Source organism: Enterococcus sp. DIV1639a, assembly GCF_050530445.1.
Lineage (GTDB): Bacteria > Bacillota > Bacilli > Lactobacillales > Enterococcaceae > Enterococcus_B > Enterococcus_B hirae.
On record NZ_CP172886.1, the window covers coordinates 1431391 to 1444215 of the forward strand.

Here is a 12825-nt window from a genome sequence, read left to right on the forward strand (position 1 = left end):
TTAAATAGCAAAAAAAGACAAGACTAAAAAAGTAATCAGTCTTGTCTAAAAAATCAAAATAAGAAAAAAATTGTCTCCGCTTCTACGAACAAGCAAAACGTGTTTTAAGTAAAAACGCAGTGCTTCCTTTCAATTGCTAATATGTAATACCTTTATTGGCTGCTATTCTCAGTTTCAGAAATGTCAGGTATGATCCAGTAATTATCTTTATTATGACTATTGATATATGTACGAAATTTTTCTGATTGGTAGGCTTTCTTAATTGCTTTTGCCCAATCCGTTTTTTCATTTTCTTTTGTCACAGCAGCTACGATTTGTAATTCAGGCACCATTTTTTCTAGCTCGATCAAATGAAGTTGTTGTCGAATTCCTGCATCTTCAACTGTGCTTCCAGGTATGACTTCAAAATCAAGGTCATCCAACACGTGTGGTAAAGTGTTCGTGTCCATCTCTTTGATATTTAACTGATAGGGGTTATTTGTGATTGCTTTTGCAGTCAAGTCGGTACTTTTCACTTGTTTATCCACTTGAATAAAACCAGCTTTAGCAAGAACCGCATAGGCTCGTGCTGCATTACTCGGATCTTGGGGAATCCCAATCATCATTCCTTTTTTCACCTCTTCTTTACTTGTATATTTGGAAGAGTACAAATTACACGGAACAGAGGGTGTAGCAACTAAAGGAACTAAATCAGTCCCATTCTCCTTATTGAAAACATTCATATAAGCGGAGTGTTGAGCAACATTTACATCAATCTTTCCTTCACCTAAGGCAGTATTTGATTGGATAAATTGAGAAAATTCAATTCGTTTAATCGTATATCCTTCCGATTCTAATATAGGTGCAATCGCATCATCAAATAAATCGTTATACGGTCCTCCAGTTACCCCCATGACAATTTCATGTTTTTTCTGAGCGTGTGATGATTGATCTTTTGAATGACAACCACCCCCAATGAGAACCAATACGAACAGACAGACTATAGTTACTATTTTTTTCATGAAGTTTACTCCTTAATATTTAATTTTATGATAAAGATAATTTCCCAGAAATTGGATACTGTTTATTAAAACAATTAAGATAACTACCGTTACAACAATCATCCCACTATTAAATCGTTGATAGCCTTGGGAAATAGCTAAATCCCCGATTCCTCCTCCACCAACAGTTCCCGCCATAGAAGAGGCATTAATTAGTCCAATCATTGAATTAGTAATAGCTAATATAATCGCCGGTCGAGCTTCAGGTAGAATAAAGTAAAGAATGATTTCCAATCGGTTTGCCCCTAAAGTTTTGGCACATTCGATAATTGTAGGAGGGATTTCTAGAATGGCTTGCTCGATTAAACGGCCCATAAAAGGAACAATATATAACGTTAACGGGACAATAGCAGCAGTTGTTCCAATGGAAGTTCCAACAACTAAGCGAGTAAAAGGCAAAATAGCCACCAATAAAATGATAAATGGCACTGAACGCAAGATGTTGATAAGCGTCTGTAACACCGTGTACATAAGAGAATTAGCTAAAACACCTTGTTTTCTGGTCTCTGCTAATAGTATGCCTAAAGGAACTCCTAAGCCGATAGCGAACACCAAGGAAATACTGACCATATAAATCGATTCATAAGTTGCTTTGAGAATGATCTCTGATGAAAGTATTTCAAACATCAACGGTCACCTTCTCATAACTAATTAGTTGGTCAATAAATTCATTATCAGGAATTTTATTCGTTAGAAAATACATCGCAAAAAAACGTTCTCCGCTAATATGTATGGTTTTGATATCATAGACCGTCCCCTCCATTTTACTTTCTTGAAAACGAGCATAATTTGTGGCATTCATCAGGAAGTAAAGGACATAATTAAAGGAAATCGATTCTTTTTTTGGATACTTAGGATAAATCATATCGGCTAAAAATTCACGAACTAAATTGCTTTGAGGGCTTAAAAACATTTTTTTGATTGTTGCCTGTTCAATAACTTTTCCTGAATCAATGACAGCCACTTCATCACAAATTTCTTTTATCGCCTCCATTTCATGGGTGACCAAAATGATGGTGGTTCCTAGTTCCTCATTCACTTTTTTTAACAAATTTAGAATACTTTTTTTAGCGGTTGGATCAAGAGCGCTAGTAATTTCGTCGCATAATAAAAGCGAAGGCTCCGTTACTAACGCTCTAGCAATCCCCACTCGTTGTTTCTGCCCACCAGATAAATGGGAGGGATATGTATTTTTTTTCTCTATCATTGATACATAACGTAAAACGTTTTCAATTCTTTTGTCGTATTCCTGCTTATTGACTTTGATAAACCTCAGAGCAAGTCGAATGTTATCAGCGACAGTTTTTGACTGCAATAAGGCATAATGTTGAAATATTGTGCTGCTTTTCACATCTTGTGATAGAGATACCTTACCTGTTGTTGGTTGATCTAATCCGTTTATTAAACGAATCATTGTACTTTTTCCTGCACCACTTCGTCCAATGATACCAAAGATTTTTCCTTTTGGTATAAATAAATTGAGATCATTTAGGATCATGGTACCTCCAAAAGACTTTGAAACGTGTTCAAATTAAATCAAGCTCTCATTCCTTTCCGGCGCATTCATATAAAAACTTTAACTATGTGGGAATTAATAGAAAGACGATAAAAATCCTTAATAATTAAGTCTTTTTATGTAGTAGATGCGCACATCTATATTTTAATTTCTTCTTTTCGAATTAAATATAGCATGGAAAAATAGCCATGTCGAGACTAATATGTGATTTTAATCACATGAGCATTGATAAAAAGCGAGAAGCAGAATGTTCCTTTCTTGCGCTTGATGAAAACAGTGATCAAGCAATGAACTACCTTGAAAATAATCAAATGCAGTGGAGACAAAAAAATAAAGCTAAAAACATCAACAAAACGGCTCTGTATCAATGTTTTTAGCTTTGTATGTATTCAATTGGCGGGAATGTGTAGGAATCGAACCTACCCAAGAAGCTCTTAACTCCTCATACTGGTTTTGAAGACCAGAGGGAACACCAGAACCCATCCACTCCCCTAATAAAAACATTCTAACATTTTTCGTTTGTTCAATCAATATCAAATGCTAGAATGTTTGCAGTTATAAAAGACTGGACTAGCTTTAATTTCTGTTAGTCGTTCTTTTTTTATTTTACTAGGATACGTTGCGGTAAACGTTTCATAAACCAAGCCACGAGTAAACAAGAAAGCATCTTATCCACAATATTTCCTGCAACAGTTGCCCAATAAGTTGCAGTGATCATTTCTTTACCGGAAGCCTTGAAAGCAAAAATGAGGATGTCCGTTCCTGAACCGGTAAAACCACCAAATAAAGCTAAACGGATCGGCGCACCGATCATTGGACAAACAACGGCTAATAGTCCCCCTGCTATTAGCGCTTTTTTGTAAGAAAATCCATTCTTCGCTAGTAAAGAACAGATAATTGCTACAACAATATTTACGAATACAAAAGGAACAGCCAACGGCCCACTGATGATCCCCATTAATAAATTAGTGGCAATCCCAGTCATTACCCCATAACTCATACCAAAATTGGTTGAAATATAAATCGTTCCCATCGTATCTAAAAATAATAAGGGGATTTTCATTAGTGAAACAGCCTCACCTAAAACAACATTTAAAACAACGGCCATTGCACATAAAGTCAATATTTTCATTTTATTATTCATCGTTTACTTTTCCTTCTAAAAATAGTTTTAATTTCTGATATAAATCGCCTTGTGATTCTTCTGTATACCAAGTTGGAACTTCAAAATAAGGATTAACAATCCCATGATTCTTACATAATTCAAAATACTCTTCCATTAGTACGCCTCGCTGTGCTGAGATGGAACAATTAGGACTTTCATTGATCCCGATGATCCCCAAATAGCGATAATCATTCGCTTGATACTCTTTGATTTGTTGAATGACTGGTTGCAACATACTTTGACATTTTTGACGATAGCCTGGTATAGCAACATATTCTTGATAAGTCATTGGTGGTCTCTCTTTTCCTAAGGTCAAAAATTCAGGACAAGGCAATTGTAGCAACGCAACGCCTTGATTTAATAAAGAAATGGCCAAAGGAAAAGCACCACGAGCCCGTTCCCATCCAGGTATCACCGCATGTTGATTCAAGATGCAGTGTGAAACAACCACAAATTCTCTCTTTAATTTCATGTTATTTCCTCACAAAAAATCTTTTCTAAACTGACGAACACCTGATGAAGTTCTTCTTCAAAAATCGTGCGCATATCTAAATAGTTTCGCTCATTTTTTACCCGACTAATCACTGGAACAATTCCTTTTCTTAGTCTTCGTTGCAGCTCTTCCGCATGCCATTGCTTACTTTTTACTGTTACTGCATAGGTAGGTAATAAGCTTTCTGGATACGTTCCACCACCAACCGTACTATAATCTTTTTCGATAGCGACTTCGAGTTGCTCGATTTTTTTTAACTTTTCAGCTAATATTTGTGCGCGATTCAAACAATTTTCGATCTTATCCGATAGCATTTGCAAAGTAGGCAAGGCTCGAATGGCTTCTTCTTCATCAAGATAAAGTTCTAAAGTTGCTTCTAGTGCACTTAGAGTCATTTTATCGACTCTTAATGCACGCAGTAGCTGATTTTCTTTCATCCTCTGAATATACGTTTTTTTACCTACGATAATTCCGGCTTGTGGTCCGCCTAATAATTTATCTCCACTAAAGGAGACCACATCACACCCTTGCTCGATTACTTCTCGAACAGTCGGTTCATACGGTAAGCCAAAGCGTCGCATGTCAATGAGTAGACCGCTACCCAGATCATTGATTAACGGGACTTGATGTTTTTGTGCTAAGAGAGTTAACTCTGATAAGTGAGGAGTTTCTGTAAATCCAATGATTCGATAATTACTGGTATGGACTTTTAAAATCGCTCCAGTTTCAGAAGTCAAAGCCTGTTGGTAATCTCTAATATGCGTTTTATTGGTTGTCCCTACTTCTCTAATTTTCCCACCTGTTGCGGTAATTACCTCTGGGATACGAAAGGACCCTCCTATTTCAACAAGTTCCCCTCGAGAAACCAATACTTCTTTATCAGTAGCCAAAGTATCAAGAATTAACATAACAGCTGCTGCGTTATTATTCACCACTAAGACGTCTTCTGCTCCAGTAAGTTTTTTTAGAATATGCGTTAAATGATTGTATCGGGTACCTCTCTTGCCACTAGTTAAATCCATTTCTAAATTTGAATAGGAAAAACTTATTGTCTTTAATTGTTCCTCAATTTTCTTACTAAGTAAGGAACGTCCTAGATTTGTATGCAGAATCGTACCGGTCCCATTAATTACTTTTTGTAACGAATATGTTCGTTGTTTCACTTTTTCAATCACTCGAATACAGAGTTCTTCAATCGCTGGAGGTAACACTTCTTCTTTTAAAACAGTTTTTCTAGTTTGTTCTAAAACACTTTGTACCTGTTGTTTGACTACTCCGTAAGAATACTTCTTTTCTAATATTTGCAATTCAGGAGTTTTTAATAAACGATCCACTGAAGGCAAATCTGCTAATCGTCGTTGTATTTCTCTAGCCATCGTTTACCTGCTTTCTATCGTTTTGCAATTATTCTCAACGCCTTTATGGTTTTTTCTATTTCTTCTTCTGTTGTAAAACGGGATAAGGATACTCGAACAGTTCCAGTATTTTTAGTTCCTAAATCTTGATGTATTAGCGGTGAACAATGGTAGCCTGAACGTGTGGCAATGCCAAACTCTTCCCACAGAATGTCACTGATTAAAGCTGATTCTGCAGATCTGATATTCAACGAAAAAACGTCTATATGCTCTTTCGTGAAATCTCCATAAAACGTTAATTCTGAAATCTTCGTCGCTTCTTGGTAGAAGTAGTTTCCCAATGATGGTGTCTCTTGGGACATTAGCCAACCTACACTGGCTGCTAATCCAGCAATTCCTGGCACATTTGCTGTCCCAGCTTCCAACATTGCTGGCATTTCATCCGGCTGCTCCTTAGAGAAGGACTTCATACCATCACCACCAGTTATTATCGGTGTAAGTTTCAGTTTTTTGTGAATACAGATGCCACCAATTCCTTGTGGTCCATGTAACGCTTTGTGTCCAGTGAAACAAGCCGCTGCGACCTTCCCATCACTTAAGTCAATTGGTAGATGTCCAGCTGTTTGAGAAATATCTAAGATTAAATAAAGCTGATGTTTGTGGCAAAAACGTTTTATCCATTCAATATCTAAAAGATTCCCTGTCACATTACTCGCATGATTGCAGACCACTACTTTGGTTTTTGCGTTTAATTTTTCAGTAAATTCTTCATAATTCAACTGTCCAGTGATCGGATGACTACTGATAATGTCGTAGGAAACGCCTAGTTTTTCTAATTGATAGAGTGGTCGCAGCACGGAATTGTGTTCCCAACTTGTGGTCAATACATGATCACCAGCTTGAATGAACCCTTTTAATACTGTATTAAGAGCAATAGTCACGCTTCCAGAAAAAATAATTTCATATAAATCCCCGGTATGAAAAAAACTTTTTAGTGTATCTCTTGCCATTTCTATTAATTGATAAGCACGAATGGAATAGCTATGAGCGCCACGAGCTGGGTTGCCATACCTCTCACTTTCAAGCACATCCAGCATTGTTTGTTTCATACAAACCGGCTTTTGGACTGTCGTAGCTGCATTATCTAAATAAATAGTCATACTAGTCTCCTTCTTGTTTCCCTAAAATTCGATAATTTTCTACTCGTTTCGTGATGCCAAGTTTATAGATTGATTCTAGAATAAGCATGGAAGCTTTTCGGCTCGAGTTTGTCATATCACGAAAATCAGCCAGTGTCATTTTCTTGTTTTTCTTGATATAAGTCCGGATTTGTTGAATAGCTTGCTGGTAAATCTTTCCTGACAGAACATATTCGTGGGTTAAAAAAACAGCGCTGGTGGCATCTAAAGCTTCCAATACTTCTTCAGCATTTTTGTCTAAAAGGGCTAACTCTTCTTTTTTTATCGGCATATAACCACTGTTTTTTAGGTAACGTTCAATTTTTTGTTTGGCGACTTGTTGATAGCTATTAAATTGTACTTGAAAATCATAAACAGATAATCGTTTCTGTTGTTCTTTGATTACATTGAATTTTATTAATAATTGAATCAAGACGAAAACTTCTTTTTCGGTCAAGCCATTTCGTATTTTAGATCGAAATTCTTCTAAAGGCATACCATCCCGTAGACGATATTTTTTGTGATACTCTTCTAAGATCTTTTGTGCTTTTCCTGCTAATTGTTGGTATCTTTCATAAAGTAAAAATCCACAAGAGGTAAAGAAGATTTGACTTTTATCCTGTAGTTCTTCTAATGAATGGCTTAGTTGATCAAGGGTGACACCCAGATAGGTCAACAATTCTTTTTCTACTGTAAATGGCTGTTTCTTATTTAACATAAAATCAATTATCATACTGTTTAGATTGCCATTTTCTTTCGCTTTTAAGCTTTCTAAAATCGCCTGCTTGAATCGTCGATGTTTTTTTGGAACGGCGTTTAAGACTTCGCCTCCAGCAATCGTATGCATGGGTGAATAAGAGCGTAGAATAAAACGATCTTTTTCTTTTACAGAAACTTTTTCTTCTAATCTTAACTGCAAAAAGCCTTCTTCGTTTGGTCCAATCCAATCTAATCCTAATGGAACAGTACGAGCCATTACTTCTTTTGTTCCGATCAACACTCTTACCCGATCCCATAGACTAATTCCCCCATCCGTCCCTGCCAAACAAGATACCTTAACATCCAGCATCCAGCTTTCCTCTAAAGAATCCGCGGTTGATAAAACATCCCCTCGCATGACTTCTTCACGGGTAATGTTTGCTAAATTGATAGCAGTTCGTTGTCCAGCATATGCTTTTTGAACGTTATTTTCATGTACCTGCAGATTTCTTATCCGAACTTTTCGCTTATTTGGGTAGAGATAGCAGTTTTCTCCAACGGTTAGTTCCCCTTCCAGCAAAGTGCCTGTAACTACTGTACCGAAGCCTTTTACACTGAAAACCCGATCGATATTTAACCTTGGTGTTCCACTACTTACTTGTTCTGATGTTTGCTCCGTGTAGGCTTCGATTTTTTTTAGTAATTGTTTGATCCCTTTTCCGCTAATGGCATCGGTTTCAATTATTTCCGCTTTTTCTAAAGGCGTGTGAAGTAATTGATCACGTATATCTTCGATGACTAGTTCTTTCAATTCAGCATCAATCGTATCAATTTTTGTTAATACAATTAAAAAATGGTGGATTCCTAATAAATTCAAAATATCAATATGCTCTTTTGTTTGAGGCATGATTCCTTCACTAGCATCAATGACTAATAAAATAAGATTAAGACCAGGTAGTCCAGCAACCATATTTTTAATAAATTTTTCATGGCCAGGAACATCTACGAAACCCACACGTTGTTGATTTGGTAAATTTAAGTAAGCAAATCCTAGATTAATCGACATGCCCCTTTTTTTTTCTTCTTTTGTTGTGTCAGTATCTATTCCAGTCAGCGCTTTGATCAATGTTGTTTTTCCATGATCAATATGCCCAGCTGTTCCAATTACAATATTTGCCATTTCTTTTACCCCTTATAATAAGTAATACGTTACATCCAATCCAACTTGAAGCGCTTTATAAAAACCTTCTGATGACACATTATTTTTAGCTAAAATATGACGTATCTGATTTTCAGCTTCTAGCGGAAATTTTAAAGAAAAACCACAGCTAAGATATATTTTTTCGGGTGTAGGAATGATTCTTACAGATAGTTTAGCTGATTGGCACATCAGCTCAGCTCTCATTGCTTCACGTGTCGAATGAAATAATACCACTCCATATGACTTCATTGTTTACTCCTTAAGGTTTGATGATTTTTTTAGATTGTCGCATCATTTCAACAATATGATACATATTGGTCACTTCACCGACTTTACATTTTTCACTGAGATTATAATAGTTAAGACAGGCTCCACAAGCATAAATTTCTATCCCATTTTCCGCAAGAATCTGTAAATCCTCCAAGGAATCCGAGTTGTCGCTTACTAAATGGACCCCACCATTGTAGAAAATGATTTTTTCGGGCAAATCAGGTTGTTCGGTTAAAGAATAAATAAACATTTTTAATAATTGTTTCCCTAATTCTTTCGACCCTTGCCCCATCGTATTCGTGTCGACAACAACTATATAATTGTCTTCAATATCATTTTCTCTTGTAAGTTCTTGTTCATAAATAGAAGCTACCTCTCCTTTTTTCTTGGAGATACGTACAGTAAACGATTGTGCATCATTTTGCTCTACTTGATAATCATAACCTAGTTGTCCCGCCATTTTTTTTAGGTTTTGTGCAGCAATCTCATTATCGACAGTTGTTTCTACTGTATCGTTTTCTTCCAAAGCCTTCTTTGTTTCAATCACTGGAAGGGGACATACTTTTCCCAATGCGTTAATTTTAACCATTTTGATTCTCCTTTCCATGTGTAGTTAATCATGGGATCAGTTTGTTAGACTAATCGAACAATTTTTTTCTTAATAAACCATGATTTCTGCTGTCTTTTTTTTCGTAACAACGCCAAAATCTTTGGCTAAGATATTGGCTGATTTCAGCTCTTCTTCTAATTTTTTTGCTTCTTTAGCCGGGATACTTACCAATAATCCTCCAGATGTCTGTGGATCATATAGCAACTCTTCGATCCCTAAGTCATCGACATAAAAGGCCATCTTTTTTTCCATAAAATTTCGGTTTCGTTGTCCTCCAGCAGTAAAAAGAAAGGCTTTTGCTCCTTCATAAGCTTCTTCAAAATATGGCAGTTTTTCTGAATAGATTTCAGCTGAAAAATTGTCATGTAACATTTCATGAAGATGTCCTGCTAACCCAAATCCTGTTACGTCGGTACAACTAGTGATTGGATATTTTCTGATGATAGCCATCGCATATTTATTTAAGGTTTCCATACTTTTTGTTGCTTTGGCAAACCCTTCTTTGGTTATTGCCCCGGCGCTATAACCAATGGTAATAATGCTTACACCTAGAGGTTTTGTTAAGATTAAGTGATCTCCTTCTTGACAAGTATTATTTTTGTAAATATTGTTTGGATGAATTGTGCCAGTTACAGAAAGTCCATATTTGACTGAACGGTCATGGATTGAGTGCCCACCTGCTAAGATTCCACCTGCTTCTTGAACTTTTTCAGCCCCACCTCTTAAAATCTCTTTTAAAACCTGTAGTTCTTTTTCTTCAGGAAAAGCAACAATATTTAAGGCAGATAATACATCCCCTCCCATCGCATAAACATCACTCATCGCATTGGCAGCAGCAATTTTGCCAAATAAATAAGGATCTGTCACCATAGTAGGAAAAAAGTCTAACGTTTGAATAACTGCTAATTCATCGGTCAATTTAATAACGGCTGCGTCATCTGTTGCATCAAAGCCCACTAACAATTTTTCATCTTGGGATTTAGGGAGGTCTGCTAAAATATTCCCTAGATTTCCAGGACCAATCTTAGCGTTACATCCACCACAAATAATTAATTGTTCGATTTCTTTTTTCATTGGCATCCACTTCCTTTTCATATAGTGTAATAATTGATGACTTTTCCTCTGCCGCTTACTGCTTCATTTTCTATAGTTACACCAACAATCAGAAAATAGCGGGCAAATCATTAAAATAACTATGCTAGTTTGGTGTACTAAAAATGAAGAAGTGGCTGTACAGTTCTTTCCACTCCTTCACATTTTGCTACTAGATTAAGCTTTTCTATTTTTTAGAAAACATTCCTTTTCGCATATATGTAATTCCTGAGTAAATAATTACAGCAATGATTACCCAAGTCAGCATATTCAAATCTAAGCTTGTGACGAATTTAACAGCAATAATTACCCCAATCACTCCACCAATCGTAATTGCCAAACTAACTTTACGCGCATAATCACCAGATTTAATAAAGTTACCTGAAGCAACGGGCATCAATCCTGCACAAGAAGCCATCATAATAGGAAAAGCAACAAGCGGACTTAACCCCAACATGTATACTAATGCCATGCATGGTGCATATAAACCTACGCCAATCGTCATTAATGCACCTAAGAGGAAATTACCGATGACGCCGATGATTAGCTTAAGACCTGTTAAAGCGGTCGCTTCATTTCCAGAGCCTAAGAGATCCAGCATTCCAGCTTGTTTTAGCCCCATTAAAATTGCTGTCACAATCAAAGCAAGTCCCATAAAAAACTGCACCTTTTTTTCAGGTAGCTTACTGACTGTTTTCGAACCCACAAACGAACCCACAATTGCTGCTGCAACTAATGAAAACAGAGTAATGGGTGATACTTTAACAACCGTAATGAAAATAAAAGCTTCAATGATTACCGGAATAGAGTGTGCCACATTGAGCGTTCCTGGTAATTGTCGATCGTTATCTAATTGCTTGGTAAATTCTAGTAACATGGTTGTTGGCGCAAAACTACCAATCCCTAATGTATCTAAAAAATCGGTAATTAACCCAATCGTTCCAGAAATAAGATAATTTCCTCCACCCCAATTTCCTTTATTTGCAAGTAAGTCGAGAACAAAAAAGAATAAGAAATAGAGTAATAAAACGCTTAATAAACCCAACAGTAGTTGTACCATGATACCTCCTTAATAGTAAGCAGAGTTTTACTAACCCATCATTTTTTGTGTAACCATCTGTAAATGGCTAGGACTAGATAAATTAATTCGCATTTTGGATGGTTATACCTTGTATTTTAATCAAGTAAAAATCCATTTTTTAATGAGTCTTTAGGATCGACAAGGAATTGATTAAATCCTGTAATATAAGCAGATCCCGTCACTTTGGGAATAATCGCTTGATAATTTCCTACACGTGTTTCCTTTGTAATTTCTCCCTTAAACATCGTTCCTAAAATACTTTCATAGACAAAACTTTCACCAATTTTCAACTCATTTTTTGCATACAAAGTTGCTAATTTAGCACTCGTTCCCGTTCCGCAAGGTGAACGATCAACTTGTCCATCCCCGAATACCACGACGTTTTGATAAGTAGCTTCAGGACTTTTAGCAGGACCATAAAATTCGACTAAGTCAACGGTTTTAATATGTTTTAATCGGGGATGTTGGATCTCGATATTTTGATTAATCGCTTCGCGGATTTTTAGACCTGCTTCAGTAAATCTTGACGCATTCTTCGCCTCAATTGTTAAACCAACTTCTTCGGCTTTTAATATGGCAAAAAAACTTCCGCCAAAAGAAATATCCACATGAACTGTCCCAATATCGGGCACACTCACTGCCACATTTTCTTTATATAGAAAGGATTCCACGTTTTCAAAAGAGACTGATTCCGCAGAGTAATCTTCATCCAGACGAACCTCTCCGCAAACAATCCCCGCAGGTGTATCTTGCGTTACTTTAACCACACGGGTGCCTTCTCCTACATCTACCCAGCCCAATTCTACAGCTGCTGTCATTGCCGCAATGGTGTTGTGACCGCACATATTTAAATAGCCACCAGAATCCATGAAAATAATCCCGTAGTCTGCCTCATCATGAACCGGTTCACAAATAAAAGCCCCGAACATATTTTTATGCCCTCGTGGTTCATGCATCAGCATTTTACGTAAATCATCTGCTTGTGTTTCCAGGTATATTTTTTTATCCGCCATCGTTTTTCCATGAAATTTAGGAATGCCTCCTACAATTAACCGAGCGGCTTCACCAGCTGTATGGGTATCTACTACTGATATCATTTTTGATACTTTCATACTAACCTCCACG

The 12825-nt window shown here is 36.6% G+C and carries 13 protein-coding genes and 1 tRNA gene; all 14 read right to left on the reverse strand.

Features of this window, described 5'->3' with window-relative positions; genetic code table 11:
* Window positions 1–152: 152 nt before the first annotated feature.
* The gene (locus IGJ32_RS06480; protein WP_094940302.1) at window positions 153–1001 is read right to left on the reverse strand and encodes a MetQ/NlpA family ABC transporter substrate-binding protein; all 849 of its coding nucleotides are present in this window, start codon (window positions 999–1001) and stop codon (window positions 153–155) included.
* Between the two features lie 12 nt (window positions 1002–1013).
* Complete coding sequence (locus tag IGJ32_RS06485) at window positions 1014–1667, reverse strand: methionine ABC transporter permease (RefSeq protein WP_010719143.1); 654 nt, start codon at window positions 1665–1667, stop codon at window positions 1014–1016.
* The gene (locus IGJ32_RS06490; protein WP_430610958.1) at window positions 1660–2538 is read right to left on the reverse strand and encodes a methionine ABC transporter ATP-binding protein; all 879 of its coding nucleotides are present in this window, start codon (window positions 2536–2538) and stop codon (window positions 1660–1662) included. Before IGJ32_RS06490 ends, IGJ32_RS06485 begins: the two co-directional genes overlap by 8 nt.
* A gap of 412 nt (window positions 2539–2950) precedes the next feature.
* Window positions 2951–3047, reverse strand: a tRNA-Sec gene (locus tag IGJ32_RS06495).
* A gap of 110 nt (window positions 3048–3157) precedes the next feature.
* A complete protein-coding gene (locus IGJ32_RS06500) occupies window positions 3158–3700 on the reverse strand; it encodes a CD3073 family putative ECF transporter S component (RefSeq protein ID WP_010737592.1) in 543 nt (180 codons plus the stop codon).
* Window positions 3693–4193 (reverse strand): CD3072 family TudS-related putative desulfidase, encoded by a 501-nt coding sequence (locus IGJ32_RS06505; RefSeq protein WP_034697986.1) that lies wholly within the window; start codon window positions 4191–4193, stop codon window positions 3693–3695. Before IGJ32_RS06505 ends, IGJ32_RS06500 begins: the two co-directional genes overlap by 8 nt.
* Complete coding sequence (gene selA / locus IGJ32_RS06510; RefSeq protein WP_342081723.1) at window positions 4190–5590, reverse strand: L-seryl-tRNA(Sec) selenium transferase; 1401 nt, start codon at window positions 5588–5590, stop codon at window positions 4190–4192. The genes IGJ32_RS06505 and selA overlap by 4 nt, the downstream gene beginning before the upstream one ends.
* Before the next feature lie 14 nt (window positions 5591–5604).
* Window positions 5605–6729 (reverse strand): aminotransferase class V-fold PLP-dependent enzyme, encoded by a 1125-nt coding sequence (locus tag IGJ32_RS06515; protein WP_342081724.1) that lies wholly within the window; start codon window positions 6727–6729, stop codon window positions 5605–5607.
* 1 nt (window position 6730) lies between these two features.
* Window positions 6731–8626 carry a selenocysteine-specific translation elongation factor gene (gene selB, locus IGJ32_RS06520; RefSeq protein ID WP_373168853.1) on the reverse strand — a complete coding sequence of 632 codons (1896 nt, stop codon included), beginning with the start codon at window positions 8624–8626 and terminating at the stop codon, window positions 6731–6733.
* Between the two features lie 12 nt (window positions 8627–8638).
* Window positions 8639–8896 (reverse strand): DUF3343 domain-containing protein, encoded by a 258-nt coding sequence (locus tag IGJ32_RS06525; RefSeq protein WP_010737598.1) that lies wholly within the window; start codon window positions 8894–8896, stop codon window positions 8639–8641.
* Between the two features lie 10 nt (window positions 8897–8906).
* Window positions 8907–9506: a sulfurtransferase-like selenium metabolism protein YedF gene (yedF, locus tag IGJ32_RS06530; protein ID WP_034697998.1), complete on the reverse strand. Its 600-nt coding sequence runs from the start codon at window positions 9504–9506 to the stop codon at window positions 8907–8909.
* Window positions 9507–9575: 69 nt separating this feature from the next.
* Window positions 9576–10607, reverse strand: a complete 1032-nt coding sequence (selD, locus tag IGJ32_RS06535; protein WP_080704582.1) for a selenide, water dikinase SelD — start codon at window positions 10605–10607, stop codon at window positions 9576–9578.
* Between the two features lie 199 nt (window positions 10608–10806).
* Window positions 10807–11679, reverse strand: coding sequence for a sulfite exporter TauE/SafE family protein (locus IGJ32_RS06540; RefSeq protein ID WP_010737601.1), 873 nt, complete (start codon window positions 11677–11679; stop codon window positions 10807–10809).
* 116 nt (window positions 11680–11795) lie between these two features.
* Window positions 11796–12812: a proline racemase family protein gene (locus IGJ32_RS06545; protein ID WP_034698004.1), complete on the reverse strand. Its 1017-nt coding sequence runs from the start codon at window positions 12810–12812 to the stop codon at window positions 11796–11798.
* Window positions 12813–12825 lie beyond the last annotated feature (13 nt).